Origin of the sequence: Chitinibacter sp. SCUT-21 (assembly GCA_041874755.1) — a bacterium.
Taxonomy (GTDB): domain Bacteria; phylum Pseudomonadota; class Gammaproteobacteria; order Burkholderiales; family Chitinibacteraceae; genus Chitinibacter.
This window is the reverse complement of record CP102611.1, coordinates 721,358-742,015: the sequence shown is the minus strand read 5'-3', so window position 1 is coordinate 742,015 and position 20,658 is coordinate 721,358. Positions and strand designations below refer to the sequence as shown.

General features: G+C 49.7%; 14 protein-coding genes. 5 read left to right on the top strand and 9 right to left on the bottom strand.

Annotated features, from left to right (window positions below; genetic code table 11):
- Positions 1-34: 34 nt before the first annotated feature.
- The 4 genes from alaS to NT239_03400 all read right to left on the bottom strand — a co-directional run bounded on the left by alaS (position 35) and on the right by NT239_03400 (position 6,399).
- Complete coding sequence (gene alaS, locus NT239_03415) at positions 35-2,653, bottom strand: alanine--tRNA ligase (protein XGA71905.1); 2,619 nt, start codon at positions 2,651-2,653, stop codon at positions 35-37.
- A 233-nt stretch (positions 2,654-2,886) separates the two neighbouring features.
- Positions 2,887-3,354: a recombination regulator RecX gene (recX, locus tag NT239_03410; GenBank protein XGA71904.1), complete on the bottom strand. Its 468-nt coding sequence runs from the start codon at positions 3,352-3,354 to the stop codon at positions 2,887-2,889.
- A 64-nt stretch (positions 3,355-3,418) separates the two neighbouring features.
- The gene (gene recA / locus NT239_03405) at positions 3,419-4,462 is read right to left on the bottom strand and encodes a recombinase RecA (GenBank protein ID XGA71903.1); all 1,044 of its coding nucleotides are present in this window, start codon (positions 4,460-4,462) and stop codon (positions 3,419-3,421) included.
- 83 nt (positions 4,463-4,545) lie between these two features.
- Complete coding sequence (locus NT239_03400; protein ID XGA71902.1) at positions 4,546-6,399, bottom strand: ATP-binding protein; 1,854 nt, start codon at positions 6,397-6,399, stop codon at positions 4,546-4,548.
- 236 nt (positions 6,400-6,635) lie between these two features.
- Between NT239_03400 and NT239_03395 the strand changes: the two genes are divergently transcribed.
- Complete coding sequence (locus NT239_03395; GenBank protein XGA71901.1) at positions 6,636-7,895, top strand: D-amino acid dehydrogenase; 1,260 nt, start codon at positions 6,636-6,638, stop codon at positions 7,893-7,895.
- A 78-nt stretch (positions 7,896-7,973) separates the two neighbouring features.
- Here the strand turns inward: NT239_03395 and NT239_03390 are convergent, their stop codons facing one another.
- The 3 genes from NT239_03390 to NT239_03380 all read right to left on the bottom strand — a co-directional run bounded on the left by NT239_03390 (position 7,974) and on the right by NT239_03380 (position 14,506).
- The gene (locus NT239_03390) at positions 7,974-9,563 is read right to left on the bottom strand and encodes a peptide chain release factor 3 (protein XGA71900.1); all 1,590 of its coding nucleotides are present in this window, start codon (positions 9,561-9,563) and stop codon (positions 7,974-7,976) included.
- 121 nt (positions 9,564-9,684) lie between these two features.
- Positions 9,685-12,486, bottom strand: coding sequence for a PAS domain S-box protein (locus NT239_03385; protein ID XGA71899.1), 2,802 nt, complete (start codon positions 12,484-12,486; stop codon positions 9,685-9,687).
- 97 nt (positions 12,487-12,583) lie between these two features.
- A complete protein-coding gene (locus NT239_03380) occupies positions 12,584-14,506 on the bottom strand; it encodes an ATP-binding cassette domain-containing protein (GenBank protein XGA71898.1) in 1,923 nt (640 codons plus the stop codon).
- 108 nt (positions 14,507-14,614) lie between these two features.
- Between NT239_03380 and NT239_03375 the strand changes: the two genes are divergently transcribed.
- The 4 genes from NT239_03375 (at position 14,615) to NT239_03360 (ending at position 18,992) form a co-directional block, all read left to right on the top strand.
- Positions 14,615-16,045: a transglycosylase SLT domain-containing protein gene (locus tag NT239_03375; GenBank protein XGA71897.1), complete on the top strand. Its 1,431-nt coding sequence runs from the start codon at positions 14,615-14,617 to the stop codon at positions 16,043-16,045.
- Between the two features lie 230 nt (positions 16,046-16,275).
- Positions 16,276-17,718, top strand: a complete 1,443-nt coding sequence (gene pyk / locus NT239_03370; protein XGA71896.1) for a pyruvate kinase — start codon at positions 16,276-16,278, stop codon at positions 17,716-17,718.
- A 72-nt stretch (positions 17,719-17,790) separates the two neighbouring features.
- The gene (gene arfB, locus NT239_03365; GenBank protein XGA71895.1) at positions 17,791-18,195 is read left to right on the top strand and encodes an aminoacyl-tRNA hydrolase; all 405 of its coding nucleotides are present in this window, start codon (positions 17,791-17,793) and stop codon (positions 18,193-18,195) included.
- Between the two features lie 47 nt (positions 18,196-18,242).
- A complete protein-coding gene (locus NT239_03360; protein XGA71894.1) occupies positions 18,243-18,992 on the top strand; it encodes an RNA pseudouridine synthase in 750 nt (249 codons plus the stop codon).
- A 49-nt stretch (positions 18,993-19,041) separates the two neighbouring features.
- Here NT239_03360 and NT239_03355 read toward each other — a convergent pair whose 3' ends face one another.
- Both NT239_03355 and NT239_03350 read right to left on the bottom strand, forming a co-directional pair.
- Positions 19,042-20,163: an HD domain-containing protein gene (locus NT239_03355; GenBank protein XGA71893.1), complete on the bottom strand. Its 1,122-nt coding sequence runs from the start codon at positions 20,161-20,163 to the stop codon at positions 19,042-19,044.
- Positions 20,160-20,651, bottom strand: a complete 492-nt coding sequence (locus NT239_03350; GenBank protein XGA71892.1) for a DUF3617 domain-containing protein — start codon at positions 20,649-20,651, stop codon at positions 20,160-20,162. The genes NT239_03355 and NT239_03350 overlap by 4 nt, the downstream gene beginning before the upstream one ends.
- Positions 20,652-20,658: the final 7 nt, after the last annotated feature.

Below are 20,658 nucleotides of genomic sequence, written 5' to 3'. Positions count from 1 at the left end.
AGGGTGGCCATTTTAGATGCTAAGCACTCTTTGATTAAAGCTTGCTTTCCAACCAGCTTGCCGCAGCTTGCATGGCTTCCTGTACTTTGCTCGTATCGGTACCACCGGCTTGTGCCATGTCAGGGCGACCGCCGCCTTTACCGCCAACGATTTGCGCGGCTACGTTGACCAATTCACCTGCTTTGACTTTGCCTGTCAGGTCTTTGCTCACACGTGCAATTAGGCTGACTTTATCGTCGTTAATGCACGCCAGTAGCGCGATGCCGCTTTCTACACGATCCATCAGCTTATCGCTCATTTCGCGCAGCATGCCAGCTTCTACGCCATCAACAACGCTGCCAATGCATTTCACACCATTAATAGTGCGCATGCCAACGCCAATTAGTTGATCCAATTGCGTGAAGGCCATTTGCGCTTTCAATGATGAAACTTCCTTTTGTGCCGCTTTCAGGTCCGCTTGCAGTTTTTCCAGCTTAGCTAGCAATTCGCCCGATTGCGCGCCAGCGATAACGGCAGCCGCTTTCAGTTCAGCGTCTTGCGCTTGAACTGCTGACAATGCTGCAGTTCCCGTAATCGCTTCAACGCGGCGGATACCAGCAGCAACGCCGCCTTCTGATACGATTTTAAAGAGACCAATATCACCGGTGCGGCTAACGTGCGTACCGCCACACAATTCGGTTGAGAAGTCGCCCATTTTCAGTACGCGCACTTCGTCGCCGTATTTTTCGCCAAACAGCGCCATGGCGCCGTTTTTGATCGCGTCGTCGTAGCTCATCAATTTAGCTACGGCTTCTTCGTTGGCCATGATGACTTGGTTGACCAAGTCTTCAACTTTGGCGATTTCTTCCGCAGTCAGCGCTTTCGGGTGCGAGAAGTCAAAACGTGTGCGCTCGTTATTCACCAAAGAGCCTTTTTGCTCAACGTGCGTGCCGAGTACTTCGCGCAATGCTGCGTGCAATAGGTGAGTCGCTGAGTGGTTACGCTGGCTGGCTTGGCGTTTTGAAATATCGATGCTGGCGGTGACTGCGTCGCCCACTTTGAGCGTGCCGCTAACGATCTGACCTTGGTGGCCAAATACGTCCGCTTTGATTTTTTGCGTGTCAGTCACATTAAATACGCCCGAACCGGCAATCACGCCGGTGTCGCCCGCTTGGCCGCCAGACTCGGCGTAGAACGGTGTGTGATCCAACACGATCACGCCTTCGTCGCCATCCGACAATTGCGCAACTTGTTCGCTGCCTTTGTACAGTGCAATCACTTTAGCGGCGCGGCTGCTTTCGGTGTAGCCGTGGAAGCAAGATGCCTCGCCTTCGTAGGCCAAGCCTGCGGTCATTTTGAATGTACCAGCAGCTTTGGATTGTTTGCGCTGTGCTTCGAGCGCGGCTTCAAAGCCTGCGATGTCGACGGTAACGTTGCGCTCACGGCAAACGTCGGCAGTCAAATCGATTGGGAAGCCATAAGTGTCGGACAGTTTGAACGCCACTTCGCCGTCCAATACTTGCTTGCCACCACCCAAAACGGTGTCGAGCAAGGTCATGCCGTTTTCTAGTGTGCGGCCAAAGATTTCTTCTTCGGTTTTTAGCGCGTCAACAATCACGTCTTTGCGTGCACGCAATTCTGGGTAAGCATCGCCCATGACTTCGGCCAGAGGCGCAACCAGCTTGTGGAAGAAGTAACCTTTTTGGCCCAATTTGTAGCCGTGACGAATTGCGCGGCGAATAATTCGGCGCAGTACATAACCGCGACCGTCGTTGGCTGGCAAAGCGCCGTCAGCGATCAGGAAGGCACATGAGCGGATGTGATCGGCGATTACTTTGAGCGATGGTGATTCTGGATCAGTCGCGCCGGTTTCACGTTGCGCAGCTGCCAATAGGTGTTGGAACAAATCGATTTCGTAGTTCGCGTGCACTTTTTGCATCACGGCCGAAATACGCTCCAAGCCCATGCCGGTATCAACCGATGGTTTTGGCAGTGGGTGCAATACGCCCGCTTCGTCGCGGTTGAACTGCATAAATACGTTGTTCCAGATCTCGATAAAGCGATCGCCATCTTCTTCTGGCGATCCTGGAGGGCCGCCCCAGATGTGATCGCCGTGGTCGTAAAAAATCTCAGAACATGGGCCACATGGGCCAGTGTCGCCCATTTGCCAGAAGTTGTCAGACGCGTACGGCGCGCCTTTATTGTCGCCAATGCGAACGATTTTCTCTGCTGGAACGCCGACTTCTTTGTTCCAAATGTCATACGCTTCGTCGTCCGTGGCATACACGGTGACCATTAGTTTTTCTTTTGGAATGCCCAACCATTCAGGGCTGGTCAAAAATTCCCATGCGTACAAAATCGCTTCACGTTTGAAATAATCGCCAAACGAGAAATTGCCGAGCATTTCAAAGAAAGTATGGTGGCGTGCGGTGTAGCCGACGTTTTCCAAGTCATTGTGTTTGCCGCCAGCGCGTACGCATTTTTGGCTGCTAACTGCGCGGCTGTATGGGCGTTTATCAAAGCCCAAAAACACGTCTTTAAATTGGTTCATGCCGGCATTGGTAAACAAGATCGTTGGATCGTTGGCCGGAATCAGCGACGATGAAGCCACGACTTGGTGGCTCTTACTTGCAAAAAAGTCCAAGAACTTTTGGCGAATCTGGGATGATTTCATAAGACGTTACGCGCGCGCAGTTTAAATTCAAGGGTATAGATTCTAAAGCAAAGCAGCGCGTGCGGGTAGGCGGGCAGGGCATTTGTATCGCGGCTGTGTGTGCGGTTCACTGATTGGGCCGCTGCGGTGCGATGACGCTTAGGAATGACTTGGTCTATGACTTAAGGCTTTCTGGGGTATATATTCCAGATTTAGGCAGACTGGGGGTTATGGGTTGATACGGCATAGGGTATTTATTCGAAATCAAAATCGCCCAAGTCATCATCCACATCGCCGCTAACGACGCGATAAATCACCGCAGTGCTAAAGCCACGGCTTGCCAGAAAGCGCAGTTGTTTGGCGCGCTCTTTTGCGTCAACTGGCGCTTGGCCAAATTTTTTGCGCCACAATCTGCGCGCGGTTGCTTCCTCGTTGTCGGCGACGGCTTCAAGGCTGGCTTCGATGATGTCGCTGGCGACCCCGCGCTGGCGCAACTCTTGTTTTAGGCGGGCTTGGCCGTAACGCTGGCTGCGATAGTGCGTCCATTGCTCGGCAAAGCGGCTATCGGATAGCCAGCCGCGTGCTTCAAAATCGTCCAGAATTGCAGGGATTTCTTCTGGTGTTTCGGTGTGCGCTTTGAGCTTTTGCTCTAGCTCGGCGCGCGAGTGATCGCGTCGCCCAAGCATTTGCAGCGCTTTATTGCGCAATGAAATCGTCGCCAATTTTATTACTCCGAATAAAAAAGGCCCTCTTGCGAGAGCCTTTGGCTGTTGGAAGTTGCGAAAATTATTCCGCAGCTTCTTCGTTTTCGCCGCCCATTTCAATCGGCAAGCTGCTGCCAATCAATTTACCACGTACTTTTTGCATGATTTCTTCGGCTAATTCTGGGTTGTCTTTCAAGAATTGACGTGAGTTTTCTAAGCCTTGGCCGATCTTATTGCCGTTGTAGCTGTACCAAGCGCCTGATTTTTCGACGATCTTGTTGGCTACGCCTTGCTCGATGATCTCGCCTTCACGCGAAATACCTTCGCCGTACAAGATGTCAAACGTGATCACACGGAATGGTGGCGATACTTTGTTTTTGGCAACCTTCACCTTGGTTTGGTTACCAATGATTTCTTCGCCTTTTTTCACCGCGCCGATACGGCGGATGTCCAAACGAACTGAGGCGTAGAATTTCAGCGCATTACCACCGGTGGTGGTTTCTGGGCTTTGCCCTGGCATCATCGCGCCAATTTTCATGCGCAACTGGTTAATAAAGATCACCAGCGTGTTGGTACGTTTGATATTACCCGTCAGTTTACGTAGCGCCTGACTCATCAAGCGAGCTTGCAGACCTACGTGTACGTCGCCCATTTCGCCTTCGATCTCGGCTTTTGGCGTTAAGGCTGCCACCGAGTCAACGACGATAATGTCAACGCCACCCGAGCGTACCAGCATATCGGCGATTTCCAGCGCTTGCTCGCCAGTATCAGGCTGAGAAATCAGCATATCCGATACATTCACGCCGAGTTTTTGCGCGTAGATTGGATCGAGCGCGTTTTCCGCATCGATGTAGGCCGCAACGCCGCCGAGTTTTTGAATTTCTGCTACCACGTGCAGACACAGCGTGGTTTTACCTGACGATTCAGGTCCAAAGATTTCAACAATACGGCCGCGTGGTAAACCACCCACGCCCAGTGCCAAGTCCAAGCCGAGCGAGCCAGTGGAAACCACTTGCAAATCATTTTCGATTTGGTTGTCGCCCATTTTCATGATGGCGCCTTTACCAAATTGGCGTTCGATCTGGGCGAGGGCGGCGGCTAGCGCTTTGCTTTTGTTGTCATCCATGGTGTGGTCCTGAACTTAATGTGTTTGGGTGGAGTGATTATAGAACATTCGTTCTGTATTGCAATAGGCAAATGCAAAGTTTGTTAATTTTGCAATGAATCGGGTGCGTTAACCGGTAGGGTGAAGTAGAAGATCGTACCTTCATCGGGGGTAGATTTAGCCCAAATGCGCCCGCCATGGCGGCTAATAATGCGTTGTGTTGCCGTTAAGCCGATGCCGTTGCCGCTAAACTGGGACTGGGAGTGCAAGCGATGAAAGGGGGTGAAAAGACTCTTAGCCGATGCCATGTTAAAACCGATGCCCTCGTCGGCTACATAATAAACTAGCTGGCCATTTACCTGCGTGCGACCGAAGCTGATTTTAATCACAGGCTTGGTTTGTGAGTATTTCCACGCATTTTCAAGCAAGTTAAATAGGGCAATCCGGATTAAACGTGCATCGGCTTGTGCATGCATATCCTCATCGATCAAGATTTCGCACGGCTGATCGGGTTGCAGCATGGTAATTTCGTCCATGATGTCATGACCCATCGCCGTGAGATTAATTTCTTGTAAGCGAATCTCTGCGCGCGAAAATTGCTGCAGCATCAATAAATCATCAATCCGGCTAGACATGCCATTAATGCCGCCACGAATACGCTGCAGGTAATTGCGGGCATTGTTGTCTAGTTGGTCTTGGTAGTCATCGATGAGTACTTGGCTAAAGCCTTCAATCGTTCGTAAAGGTGTGCGCAAATCCTGTGCGAGGATATTGGTTAAAATTTCAAGCTCGTGTGTGCTGGCGGCTAATTCTCTGCTGCGCTCTTCAATCACTTCCTCCAGATGATGGCGGTATTTTTCTAAGTGAATTTCACTTTGTTTACGCTGGCTGATGTCAAATAAAAAGCCTTGTAGGTGGGGGCGTCCGCTGGAGTCGATATCGCAACTGGCCATAATTTGCACCCAAACCTCTTTGCCGCTGGCCGCAAGTAATCGGCATTCAAACTCATGAATTTGTCCTGGTTGATGAGAGTCAGCAAAGAGTGGATATGCATAATGTCTATCATCGGGGTGTAGATAGCTCGATAAGAAGCCTTCGCTATACCAAACCGCCAATGGGTAATTGAGTAATTGTTGTGCCTGTGGCCCCACATAAGTAAAACGCCATTCTTCAGGCCGTGCATCCCATGGAATTAGGCGGGTAGATTCAACCAGGCGCCGCATCCTGTCTTCACTCACGCGTAGCGCTGATTCAATTTGCTGGCGGCTCATTAAATCAGCCTCGAGCTGCAAATTTTTTTGTTCCAGTTTGCCTATCATTTCACGAAGTGCAAGGCGAGTTTGTTCTAGCGCACTCCCTAATTGCCCAATTTCATCTTCACGGTGCCAAATAAATGGGCGGTCGAGCTGATCGTTGGCTAATTGCGCCGCTTGCTGGGTCAGTTTTTCGAGTGGCCGCAAGATGCGTGAGTTTAATAAAAACAAAATTAAACCCAAGCTAAACAATAGCTGTAAAAAAACGGCGAATATATATTGCTGCTGCTTGCGTTCGATGGCCTTTTTTGCCAAGCCATCGTCAAGTTCTAGGGTGACATTACCAATCACATTACCTTGCTTACTCACTAAATGAGAGAGCGAGGAGAGTTGCCGTAGACGGCGTTCTGGTTTGTTAGCGGTAAGAAAAACCCCAAGCGAAGAGTCGTTAACCACAATGCGCACGACGCGTGGATCGCTCATAACCGAATCAAGCAGCGGTTTTCCAGACTCGGGCGCTAAATTCCATAAAGGCTCTTGCATTCCCAATACCAAAATCTCAACCAAGCGTTCGTGGTCTTGGCGAATGTTTTTTTCAGCTGCGGCCAATTCGTTACGCAAGCTGAAATAGCCAATCATTGTGGCGGGTAGTAAAAGACCGAGCAAAATGGCCAAAATGACAGTGGGGCGGAGTGACAGATTCATGCAGACTTTAATGAGGGTTAGCTGACGATTGAGTCAATATTGGCAGTCTAATCGAGTTTAATTATTCCGACCAAAGAAACTTATTTGTCATTGTGCTTTCGCGCGATCGCTGTTGCATTGTCACTTCAGCCCAGAGTGAAGTAGAGGTTTGATCTTTCGCAGTGAAGCGGCAAAATCCGCTTCGAGGCAAGGCGGCAGCACGGCATAATAGCCGCATAAGCATGGGGGGCGAAAAAATGAAAGTGATAGTCTTAGGTGCAGGGGTTATTGGTGTGACCACCGCGTGGTTTTTAGCGCAAGAAGGCCACGATGTAACGGTGATTGAGCGTGCGCAAGAACCTGCGCGCGAAACCAGTTATGCCAATGGCGGGCAAGTGTCGGTATGCCACGCCGAGCCGTGGGCCAACCCGAAAGCGCCGTGGAAAACGCTGCAATGGTTGGGTGAAGAAGACGCGCCGCTACTGTTTCGCCTGAAACTCGATTGGAATCAATGGCGCTGGGGTTTACGCTTTTTGCAGCAATGCACCAAGGCCAAAGCCAAATCCAATCTGCAAAATCTCGTCCGCCTAGGACTATATAGCCGTGATACTTTGCAAGCTGTGCGCGCGCAAACCGGTGTGATTTACGATCAGCGCACCGAGGGCATTTTGCATTACTACACCGACCCAGCTGAATATGAAGCGGCTATTCCCGCTGCGGCGCTGATGCGCGAAGTGGGTTTGGATCGGCAAGTCAAAACGGCTGAAGAATGCATTCAGATTGAGCCCGCGCTGGCGCAATCGCGTTACCCGATCGTCGGCGGTACTTACACGCCGAGCGATGAGTCGGGTGATGCACGACTGTTTACCAATGAGCTAGCAGATCGCTGTGCGGCGATGGGTGTGCAGTTTCGCTACGATTGCGCGATCGAGGCGCTGCTGCGTGAAGGCGATGATGTGAAAGCGGTGCGCGTACGCAGCGAAGAAGAGGGCGTCGAAGTGCTGCACGCGGATCAAATCGTCGTTTGCTTGGGTAGCTACAGTCCGCTGTATTTGCAGCCGCTCGGCATTACGCTCGATATTTATCCGGCCAAAGGCTATTCAGCGACGATTCCGGTGACTGATCCCGAATTCGCACCAACGGTGAGCTTGACTGATGATGGTTATAAATTGGTGTTTTCGCGCCTTGGGGATCGCCTGCGCGTGGCGGGAACGGCCGAGTTTAATGGCTACAATTTGGATTTAAATGAAATCCGCTGCAAGGCGTTGATCAATCGCACCAGCCAAATTTTCCCGCAAGGTATGGATTATGAACGGGCCGAATTCTGGACCGGTTTGCGTCCTGCGACGCCCGGGAATTTGCCCTATATCGGCCAGACGCGTTATCCAAGCTTGTGGCTCAATACTGGGCACGGCACTTTGGGTTGGACGGAATGTTGTGGTTCGGCCAAGGCGATCGCGGATTTAATCGCCAAACGTAAACCGGAAGTTGATTATCCCTTTGTGGTTGGGATTTAAAGTTTGAAAAAATAGGGGTATTGCTTTGTAGCCTAATTTCAATATTGGCTACAAAGCAATACCCCTATTTTAATTTCTTTAGAGCTTAACCGCGTGCTCGCGCGTGGCGTGGAATTTCAACTCTGGCCAACGCTCCATCGTCAAATCCAAATTCACGCGGCTAGTGGCCAAGTAGGCCAAGCTATCCGCCGCATCTCGGCTGAGGTTATTGACGAGGTTTTTCTCAAAGTCGGCGAGTTTTTTCGCGTCGTCACACGTCACCCAACGCGCGGTGTAAATCGGCGTCGATTCAAACATCGCCTCAACACCGTATTCGTTCAGCAAGCGTGAAGCAACCACTTCAAACTGCAGCACGCCGACCGCGCCCAAAATCAAATCACCACCGTTCAGTGGTTTGAAGACCTGTACCGCGCCTTCTTCGCCAAGCTGTTGCAAGCCTTTTTGCAGCTGTTTTACTTTCAACGGGTTTTTGATGCGCACAATACGGAACATTTCCGGCGCGAAGTACGGAATGCCGGTGAACGACAGCAATTCGCCTTCAGAAAAACTATCGCCGATCTGAATATTACCGTGGTTAGGCAGGCCGATAATGTCGCCCGCGTAGGCTTCTTCCACCTGCTCGCGACCCTGTGCCATGAAAGTCACCACCGAATTAGCGGCGATTTCGCGGTTGAGGCGCAAATGTTTAAACTTCATGCCACGCGTAAATTCGCCCGAGCACACGCGCAAGAACGCAATGCGGTCGCGGTGTTTCGGGTCCATATTCGCTTGAATTTTGAACACGAAGGCCGAGAATTTTTCTTCGGTTGGCGCAACGTCTCGCTGCAGCGCGTGCGATTCAGACGGTTGTGGCGCCCAATCAACCAGCGCGTTTAAGATTTCGCGGATACCGAAGTTATTGATCGCCGAGCCAAAGAACACAGGCGTCAATGTGCCGGCGAGGAATTCTTCCAGATCGAACGGGTGCGAAGCGCCGCGCACGAGTTCGAGCTCCATGCGGGTGTTTTCAATTTCCAGCGGGAACAGTTCGTCCAGACGCGGGTTGTCGATGCCTTTGATGATTTCCACTTCATCGAGCGGGCCTTGGCCCGGCGTGAAGATGATAATTTCATCCGACAAAATGCTGTACACGCCGCGGAAGGTTTTACCCATGCCGATTGGCCAAGTGATTGGTGCGCAGCGGATTTCGAGCACGCTTTCAACTTCGTCGAGTAGTTCGAGATTATCACGCACTTCACGGTCGTATTTATTCATGAAAGTGATAATCGGCGTGTGGCGCATGCGGCAGACGTTCAACAGTTTGATCGTTTGCGCTTCCACACCCTTGGCCGCGTCAATCACCATCAAGGCCGAGTCAACCGCAGTCAGTACGCGGTAGGTGTCTTCTGAGAAGTCTTGGTGACCCGGGGTGTCCAAAAGGTTTACGACGTGATCGCGGTAATCGAACTGCATCACCGATGAAGCAACCGAGATACCGCGTTGCTTTTCGATATCCATCCAGTCCGAGGTAGCAAACTTGCCGCCTTTTTTACCCTTAACGGTACCCGCAGCCTGAATCGTGCCCGAAAAATACAGCAGTTTTTCGGTTAGCGTGGTTTTACCCGCGTCAGGGTGGGAAATGATGGCAAACGTACGGCGACGTGCCACTTCACTGCGAATATCCGGCATGGTCTTGATGGAATGGGGGAAAAACGCGCAATTCTACGCCAAATGATCGGCGACGAACAGGGCGTTACCCCCTAGACCCGCGTGCTCATAGGGCTGCGCAAGTGAGCTTAGCCCTGCCGATTCAATTGGTATTTTTATTTGGCAGCAAAATGGTAAATACCGCGCCGCCTTCGGGGTGGTTGCGGGCATTAATTTGCCCACCGTGATCCATCATGATTTGTCGACTGATTGCCAGCCCCAGGCCAGTACCTCCACCCATGCGGACTCGGCTACTTTGAATGAATTTATCAAAAATAGTTTCCAGTTCGTTTTCGGGGATACCCGGACCGTGGTCGCGAATTGCGATACTGATGGCCGGAGAGCCATCGTCGAGCAAATCAATCGCTTGAATGTACACTTCAATGGTGCTGCCCGATGGACTAAATTTAATCGCGTTTGAAAGCAAATTCACGATCACTTGGGTAATGCGGGCCTTATCAAACACCGTCGTGATGTCATCGCTGCTTTCGTTAAATTCGAGGTGCAATTGTTTGCCCGCCAGCAATGAGCTCATTTCGGCAATCGCCATCCGAATAATCAGCGGTACGCTGTGTTTGCCCTTGTCGTAACTCATCTTATTGGCTTCAAGGCGCGACATATCCAATAAATCATTAAGCAAAACTAATAGGCGTTTGCCTGAAGCATTAATCCGTTCGTAATAACGATTAAGGTGGGTTGCTTCTGGTGCATCCAATTTGCCGGTTTTGGCCAGGCCCATTTCCGAGAACGATAAAATCGCGTGCATCGGCGTGCGCAATTCGTGGCTCATATTGGCAAGGAAGGATGACTTGGCCAAGTTGGCGTTTTCGGCGGCGTCTTTGGCATCGACGAGGCGTTTTTCGATTTCTTTCAGCTGAGTAATATCGGTAAAGAAGGCGTAGGCGTATTCAATATTTTCCTGTTCATCCAGTACCACACCGCTATTGATCAGGAAGGGGCGAATGACGCCATTCTGATCCGCAAGTTCAATATCCTTGGTGGTATGCTCTTGCAAGGCAAGATCAATAAGATCTGTAGGGAAGAACGGGGTGCAGGTATCTCCCCAGATGGTACGAGGGTTAAGTCCGATTAAATCTTCTCGGTTAAACCCTAGTAAACGAGTAAACGAGTGATTAACGTCGCGAATCCGATGATCCGCATCAATCAATAAGAAACCATCGGCAGTTTGATCAATAATCGTGCGGTTTAGTCGTTCTGATTGGCGCAATGATTGGGCGGCAATTCGTTGAGACGTAATGTCTTCAACTACCGCAATCATGCCTTTGCTCATATCGCCAGCCACCAAGGCCTTAGCATAAATCATCGCCCAGAATGGCGAGTGATCACGGCGATAGAGTTCGGTTTCCCCACGGAATACGCCGCCAGAGGCGATGCGCGACCAAATTTTTTGCCGTAACTCGTTGTACTTCTCTGGCGAATTAAAGATGGTTTGTGTGTCGGTATTGATTACATCGCTGCTGGCGTAGCCAAAAAGTAGCTCAAACGCAGGGTTGACCAAGCGAATTTTGCCATTCATTGACAGCATAATCGCCAAGGGGCTGGCATCGAGTACCGTACGAATTTCAGCTGTACGTTCTTGCACCATTTCGTGCAGTTGATCGCGGTGTTGGCGCAACTCCTGCTCGGCCACGCGGCGCTGTGAAATATCACGTGCCGTGCAGCACACGTAGGCTTCACGCTGATATTTAATCAAGGACAGCGTCAATTCCATCGGTAATTTAGTACCGCTGCTGATGTAGAGTGGACTTTCAAAATTAAACTGCTTTTGATCTTGTAGCTTGGCCCAGCATTCAAGCCAATCTTGATCGCTCATTTCAGTAAATAGATCAACGAAATGATGGCTTAATAACTCTTGGCGACTAATGCCTGAAAGGTTAGCTAGACTTTTGTTGGAGTAGCGAATCAAGCCAGTTGGGTCGCACCATAAGGTTAAATCGGGAGATTCATCTACGGTGTATTGTGTTAAAAATAGGCGGCCTTCAATGTCTTCTACACGGCGAATTTGGCGCAATAAGATGTACAGCAAAATCGACACAATCGCCATCAACGCCAGCGCGACCATAATCCGAATGAGCGTGATTTCATGAAATGCGGCCAGAACCACATCTACATCATGTTTGATGGTAATAATTAGCGGCAGCTGACTTTGATTCACCATAAAAGTCAATAACTGCTCATTTCCTTGTGCAGTTTTTTGCAGGATTGTGCTGTGACGCTTTAAGCGCATTTGTTCGAAGGTTAATGAATCGTTTTGCCGCTCACTGCGAGCCAATTCACTTTCCTTAAACGGATAATTGACCAAGACAACGCCATCACTGCGCAAAACTTGAATTGAAACGCCCTTGGGCAGTTGCAGCGACTCATAAAATTTTAAGAAGTATTCCGGCTCCATTCCCGAAAGGAGGATGCCACCAAATTCGCCACTGTGCGTATTGATTCGGCGCGTTACTGCAATCAGCCATTTGCCATCGGTGCGAGAGAGTAAAGGAGGGCTGACGAAAGGCTGTGAGTTATTAAATTGGCTGTGATACTGAAAATACACTCGGTCGGATAAGTTGATTTTCCGCGCAGGATATTCCAAACCGTGGCTGTGGATATGGCCATTAGCGCCAATAGTGATAATGCCGCGGATTTGCGGGGTAAGCCTGACTTTATCTTTGAGCAATAAATGCATCAAATATTCATCGGCTTTTTCAACCCCACCTTGTCGATCAAGATCTTCTGCAATGTTTTGCATCGCTTGTTCAACAGAAACAAAGGCGCGAGTGGCATTTTCGTCGAGCGCGCGAGCTAGAGATTGATCATTGCGCTGTGCATCTTCGATGGCTTGGTGATAATCGCGCACAGTAATCCATGCCAGTGTGAGTAGCACCAGTAATACCATTACGCCATAAAAACCCAGCAAACCCAAGCGCAAGCCGCGCAGGGTTTGACGGGAAATTAAATTATTTGGAGCGGTTGGCTTGCGAAGATGGCGTGCGTCAAAGATTTTTTTTGTTCTCCAGTGCTTCCCAACGCTCTAATTTGGTGAGGGTCAGCATTTCAATCTCTTCAATTCTATCTTGCATTTCACGCGCTTTGAGCGGGTCGGTGCGATAAATTGTAGGATCAAGTAAAGATTGTTGTAATTGTGCTTGCTCGGATTCTAAAGCTTCAAGTTCCGCCGGAATTTGCTCTAGCTCACGATTTTCATTGAAGCTTAATTTACTGCGCGTGTTTTTAGGCTTAGCGTCTGCCGTTTTTGCCGGGGCAGTTATAGTTTCAGTCGCTTTTTTGCTGTCGGCTTGAGCCGCTAGCATGCGGTCACGCGCGGCAATCCAATCGGCATAACCGCCGGCATTTTCAAGTAGCACCCCTTTGGGCTCAAAGACGATGGTTTGCGTGACGACATTGTCCAAAAATGCGCGATCGTGGCTCACTACAAAGACCGTGCCGGTATAGCTGGCGAGTAATTCTTCTAGTAATTCGAGCGTGTCAATGTCCAAATCATTGGTTGGCTCGTCCAAAACTAGAATATTGGCTGGCTTAGTAAAGAGGCGAGCCAAAAGTAGACGGTTACGCTCACCACCCGAAAGCGATTTAACTGGACTACGGGCGCGTTCGGCGGGGAACAGGAATTCTTCTAGGTAGCCAATGACATGTTTGCGCTGACCGCCGATCTCGACGTAGTCGTTTCCCTGACCAACAGTATCTGCGACCGATTGTTCTTCATCAAGTTGCTCACGGAACTGATCAAAGTAGGCGACCTGCAAATTGGTGCCTTGCTTGACGCTACCGCTGTCTGGTTGCAAATCACCCAAAATCATTTTCAGTAGCGTAGTTTTACCTGCACCATTCGGGCCAATCAAGCCAATTTTGTCGCCGCGCAATAGGCGTGTGGTGAAATTCTTGATTAGTACTTTTTCGCTACCATCAGGGTTGGTATACGATTTGCTCACGTTCTCCAGTTCGGCCACTAATTTACCGCTCCGCTCGCCCGCATCCAGTTGGAATGAGACATTGCCAACGCGTTCGCGCCGCGCTGCGCGTTCACGGCGTAGTGCTTCAAGGCGGCGTACACGACCTTCATTGCGCGTGCGGCGAGCTTTGATACCTTGGCGAATCCAAACTTCTTCTTGTGCCAATACTTTATCAAATTGGCGATTAGCAGTTTCTTCAACGGCCAGCAATTCGGCTTTTTTAGTTTCATATGCCGAAAAGTTGCCCGGGAAGCTTACAATATGGCCGCGATCTAATTCAATGATGCGTGTGCTGATATTGTCCAGAAAGCTTCGATCGTGCGTGATGAATAACACGCTACCTTGAAAGTTTTTTAGTAAGGCTTCTAGCCATTCAATTGCGCTAACGTCTAAGTGGTTGGTTGGCTCATCTAGTAATAAAATATCAGGTTCCGTGACCAAGGCACGAGCCAGTGCAACGCGTTTTTTCCAGCCGCCGGAGAGTTTGCTCACCAAGGTGTCAGGCGGCAAATTTAAAATCGACATGGTGTTGGCGATCAGAGAATCCAACCGCCAGCCATCTTGCACCTCTAGCTCATGCTGAAGATCGGCTAGCTTTTGCATGCCTTCGTCAGAGTCATCCAGCTGATGAATTGCCGCGTGATAATCGAGTAGCAACTGACGAACATTACCCAAGCCTTCAGCTACCGCTTCGTAGACTGTGTGGTTTGGATCGAACACCGGTTCTTGCGGAACAAAGGCCATTTGCGCATTGTTGATTAGACGAATTGCGCCTTCATCCAACTTATTCACACCCGCAATTGCCTTGAGTAAAGACGATTTGCCCGCACCATTGCGTCCAATTAAACCCACGCGTTCACCAGGCTCTAGGACTAAGTTGGCACCGTCCAATAATGGCCAGTGACCGAAGGCAAGGTGGGCGTTTTCTACAATAAGCAATGGCATGGATGTACTTTGGCTAGATTTGCGTAATCGGCAATTATACGGCTTACGTTTGGACATTGACATGTCACGTTATAGAATCGAAGCAAACTAAACGAGGGGAATGCCCTAATGTGGCGAGTTCTAACATTGTTTTTTCTAGGTTTTTTTCTGCTTTTTTCTAATTTAGCATTGGCGAAGAATAAAAATACCCAGCAGAAAAAAACACCAGTCGCAGCCCCAAATAGTCAACATCCTAGCTTAGCGACGGCTACCGAACTATCAGCCAGTAACCCCTACGATCCTGCTTCTCCCCCTAATCGTTTACGGGTGTTGGTTGGATTAGGGCCATCTACATATTTTATCAAAGACGGTAAGCCGCATGGCTTAGAGTATGCGATGTTGCAAGGTTTTGAAACCGAGCTCAACCGCAAACGTAGCAAAAGTTTGCCGCCAATTCGTTTGCAATTTATCCCAATAGATCAAGGTGAATTGATTCCTGCATTACGTGCTGGGCGCGGAGATATAGCGGCAGGTCTGCTTCCTGCTAATGAGGGGATGAAATCCCTAGCTTTAGTGACCGAGCCGTATGCCAATGATGAGTGGTGTTTACTCGCACACCGAAACAATTCGCTGAGTTTTGAATCCTTGGCTCAAAAGCCCTTAACCTTAAGCACTGCAAGTTATGGACGGCGCGTTTTGTCTCAGGATGAACTCTCGGTAGAGTATCTTGAGCCGAACATCGGTGTTAATCCTGAGATGTTGATGCGCGAAATTCATAGTGATGAAAGCTTGCAAACCTTGGCGAGCAAGATTGTTTATAAGCTGTGGTCTGCTAACTACCCGAATGTAAAGCTGTCCGAGTGTGCAAAGAGCACAGTCCCGCTGGTTTGGGCTGTTAATTCAAATCACCCCAAATTACTCGACGATCTAAATCTATATATTGCCAACCCCGCTCGAGTGAATATTGATAAAGCCATTGCCTTAACTCGACGGCATCTGATTGCTGGAGCCAAAGTCGAGCAAGGTAATAAAGTGAGCTCAATGGAAAAACTGGCGATTTTTGCGCCAATTTTTCAAGCGGCTGCTGTGGCCAATAACATCGATTGGCTCCTATTGGCTGCAATTGGGCAAAAAGAGTCGAAACTAACCCCTGTAATTCGCGCCAATGGGCCAACAGGGGTAATGCAAATTCATCCTGCCACAGCTAGAGCCATGGGGATTCGCGATCCTCATAGCCCCGAAGGCAATGCCAATGCAGCGGCTATTTATTTGAGCTATTTGCGAAAAATGTACGATAAGGAAGGTGTGACTCCAGAAAATCAACTGTACTTCATGATCGCAGCCTACAACGCAGGAGAGGGGCGCTTAGCCCAGTTGCGCCGTCAGGCGAAGGCAAAAGGTTTGAATCCCAATGTATGGGTTGGGAATGTTGAACAGATTGCTCTAACTTCGGTTAGTAGAGGGATGGTCGATTATGTGTCGACGGTGAATCGGTATTATCTTGCGTATCAAGCTGCGGAACGGGCTCAAGGTAAAAATAAATCCTCTCCGGACAAATAATATGAACGGCTACACGCAGAAGTGCGGCATCGAAGTGAACCCAGTAGAAATAACCTTGTAGTAAAATTACGCATTTGTTGGGTTTACGCTTTGTGATTTGTTTCGAAAAAAAATGTTAAAAAAAATTACAGGTTTAGCTTTTTCTCTGCTTTAAATCATGTATTTCGCACGCTAACTGGCGTATTGTTCAGCCTAACAATCCCGCTTTATCATCTCGGAGACTTATTTTTATGCAATGCGGCACAAAAATTGTGGCAACGCTGGGTCCAGCGTCTACAGATCCAGCAGTATTAGAGAGCCTGATTCAGGCTGGTGTGAATACCGTACGTTTGAACTTTTCACATGGCTCTGCACAAGACCACATCGACCGTGCAGCAACTGTACGCACGATTGCCAATAAACTTGGTAAGTCGGTGGCCGTACTTGCGGATTTGCAAGGCCCGAAAATTCGTGTTGGTAAATTTGAAAAAAACAAAATTGAGTTGGTAAAAGGCGCGAAGTTTGTGCTGGATGCGGAGTGTGAACTCGGTAATCAAGATACAGTGGGTTTGGACTATAAAGAGCTGCCAAACGACGTTGAGCCTGGTGTTGTGCTGTTGCTGGACGATGGCAAAATTCAATTGGTTGTGGATCAAGTTGTTGGCGCGAAGGTTTACACGACAGTCACTGTTGGTGGCCCGCTGTCGAACAATAAAGGCATTAACCGCCAAGGTGGTGGTTTGACTGCGCCTGCGTTGACAGCCAAAGACATGGAAGACATCAAAACGGCCGCAATTTTGGAAGCCGATTACATCGCCGTATCGTTCCCGAAATCGGCTGCTGATATGTATATGGCGCGCACTTTGGTTCGTGCAGCTGGCGGCCATGCTTTGCTAATTGCCAAAATCGAGCGTACCGAAGCGATCGCCAATCTTGAAGAAATCCTCGATGCTTCTGATGGCATTATGGTGGCACGTGGTGACTTGGCCGTTGAAGTGGGCGATGCTGCCGTTCCTGCGCTGCAAAAACGCATGATCAAACTGGCGCGTAAGAAGCACAAGCTGACCATTACTGCAACGCAAATGATGGAGTCGATGATTACCAGCCCAGTACCTACGCGCGCTGAAGTATCCGATTGCGCGAACGCGGTGCTCGACGGTACGGATGCCGTGATGTTGTCTGCTGAGTCAGCAGCAGGTAAATACCCACTGGAAGCAGTTCAAGCGATGGCGCGTACTTGCTTTGAAGCAGAACGCTCAGGCGAAGGCAAAATTGAAGGCGAGTTCGATAACGTCAGCGATTTTGAACGTATCGACCAAGCCGTTACGATGGCAGCTGTTTATGCCAGCAGTAATATGAATGTGAAAGCGATTGTGTGTATTTCTCATTCAGGCGCATCGGCATTGTGGCTGTCACGTTACATTACTGGCGTGCCTATCTACGTGTTTACGCAAGAGATCAACACTTACCGCAAATTGGCGCTTTATCGCCATGTAACACCAATTATGGTGGATGCTAAGATTGGTGCTGATCGTGAAGCTCATGTTGCCTATGCGCAACTTGAATTGCTGCGTACTGGCAAAGTAGTACCGGGTGATCGCGTGATCGTGACCTTGGCATCGCAAAGCAACGGCGTGAATACAGGTGCAAATACCATGCGTATTATTCAAATTGCGCAAGGTCAGCGCCCTTAATTCACCGCTGTAAATAGTCTCGTATACAAATAAAAGCAGCCGGCGAAAGTCGGCTGTTTTTGTTTGGGGGAAATGATGCAAACAGAAATATCCGAAGAAGACGTCGTCTTTACCGCCATTCGTGCGCAAGGGGCTGGCGGACAGAACGTTAATAAAGTATCGAATGCGGTGCATCTACGCTTTGATATCCGCGCGTCCAGCTTGAGCGATGAACTAAAAGCCCGGTTGTTGCAGTGGCCTGATCAGCGTATTAGCAAGGAAGGTGTGGTGATTATCAAGGCGCAATCATCGCGCAGCTTGGAAGCTAACCGCTATGAGGCCTTGCAACGGTTGCAGGCGCTGATCGATCAAGTCGCTTTTCGCCCCAAAACACGCCGCCCAACCAAGCCGAGTTGGGGTTCGCAACAAACGCGGATGGATCAAAAAAAGCAGCATGGCTCAATAAAGTCGTTGCGCGGGAAAGTTCGCATCGATTGAAAGCCGCAGAGGCGCGTACAATAGCGTTTTAAGTGTGAGAATTGGCCATGAGCAAACCCGAATCAGATTCAGAAGCAATCCGCCTATCGAAACGTATGGCGCAGTTAGGGCTTTGCTCTCGCACTCAAGCTGACGTATTAATCGCCGAAGGGCGCGTTGCGGTCGATGGGCAAATCGTCGACGTGTTAGGCAGTCGCGTCTTGCCACACCAAGAAATCAAAATCCTCGATAGCGATATGCTCAGCAGCGTTTTGGCGCCGAGCGATAAAGTAACCATCGTTTGGCATAAGCCGGCCGGTGTTGCGGCGTGGCCGGGTGAAGAATACACCTATTTATTAAGCCCAGATCGCCAAGCTGCCGATGACAGATCGGGAATTGTTTGGCTGAAAAAACACCGCTCACGTCTAGTTACGCCATTTGGGCTCGACGCCGACGCTACAGGTCTGGTCGTGCTTACGCAAGACACGCGTTTGGCGCAAAAACTCGCCCAAGTGAATGATTTCGAACAAGAGTATTTGGTCTGGCTGGATCAAGTCGCCAGCGCAGAGCAAATTGACGCCATGAATGCAGTCAAAACCTTTGATGGCGAGCCGATTAAAGGCTGGAAAACCAGCCGACAAAGCGAGCAACAGCTACGGATGGTGATCCGCGCCAACGCGGAAGGTGTCGTGCCCGATTTGTGCGACGTAGCCAAATTGGGCGTTACCGCTTACAAACGGCAGCGTATTGGTCGCTTGCCGCTCGGTGCCTTGCCAGAAGGGCAGTGGCGTTATTTGATGTTGAATGAAAAAATCTAATGGGTATTGCTCTATAGCTATTATCTAGATTGACTTGTAGGGTTATACCCTAGGTAGCTGATTCTAGCTGTTGGCGTATGACTTGATTAAACGCCTTCACCCACGTCGCTGAAAACTGTCGATCACCGGCGTTAATTTCGGCAATCGCGCGCAGCGTTGATTTTTGCTGCCCGCGATGGCTGTGTTTCAGCAAAATCGCTTCAAAGGCATCAACTATGGCCAAAATCTTGGCGCCATCGCAAATGTGCTCGTCGCTCAAGCCATTCGGGTAGCCGCTACCAATCACTGTTTCGTGGTGTTGCAAAATCATTTGCGTCGCACTTTGCCAGCCGACAAAACGATTCGCGATTTCGGCGGCCCACAGCGGGTGGTGTTGCAATGCTTGTTTGGCTTCGTCGCTTAACTTGTCGGGTTTCAGCCACTGCGATTCCGGTAGAAACATCATGCCGATATCGTGCAGATAAACCGCGGCTTCTAGTTGCTCGGGGTCGACTCGATTGCCCGCCATTTGATTTGTTGCTAAAGCGTAGGTCAAATTGCGATCGGTTCGGCCATGAAATAGTGGCGAGCGTGCTTCCAATTGCAGCGCCAGCTCGCGAAAAAATACCAAATCTTGGTGCATTTCATCCCGGTTGCGCGGCTGCTCGCTAGGGGGGAGGCCTTGGTAGAGTGTGGTGCCAGGTTTGAATCCTGTAACCGCTTCAATTAAACGTGCGGTAGCAGCCGCAATCTGCTCAATCGGCTGCTTAGCGAGGTGTTCGAGTCCATTAGCTAATGCGAGCAATCTTAAAGCAGACAGGTTTTGCTTTGCTTCAACGAGCTCAACGGCTTGTTCGATACGATCAAGCGTTAAGAGCAACACTTCGGCTAAACCGTCGGTGCAAATGATTTCGCCATCGCGCATTCGAGACAGGATGGCTTCGGCGCAATGCACTAGCGGCACGAGAAAGAACAAGCGACATAGACCGGCGTCGCCTTTGATGTTGTGAAATTCGCGAAATAGGTTGGTAATTGTGACTCGATCGTGTGGCTCTAGTTTGAGTTTGGCGATCAAAGCTTCGATTTCGGGGGCGTGATCGGCAAGCGCATCGCGAAAGTCATGAAACGAATTCCAGTCGTCAATTTGCGGGTTAATTAAATCGACGCTGTTAATATCAAGCGGTGAACTCATTGGCAATCTCCGATTCGTTTTGCCACGCCTTTCAATTGCATTTGCTTGCCCTCGCTTTTGATCAAGTGCGTAAATTGATATTGCTCTCGATTGGCGCTCAGATCAATTTCGCTATGCACTGTGGCGGGTTTGGGTTGCGTGCAAGTGACGTCGACAGTGAAACGCAGTCCTTGCTGAACAATTTTCGGCTCGGCACAGTGTTGCCGCGGGTCTTGGCTTAATTGATGCCAGTGCTGGATTTTTTCCGCATCAAGGCATTGAGTTAGCGTCATAATTCCAGTTTGCGCATCAAAACTCATTCCGTTTTGGCGTGATTGCACCGTCATTTTATTTTGCATTTTTGCCATGGCAGCTTTCTGTTCGGTAGGCAATTCAGTTTGGATTTGCCAAAGCCCGGCTTTCGGTTGAAGGTTTAGTGTTTGGCACCATGCAGAACTCGCGCTAATAAACAACAACCAAGCCACGGGCATGAGGTGGGTTTTTTGCATCGCGCGC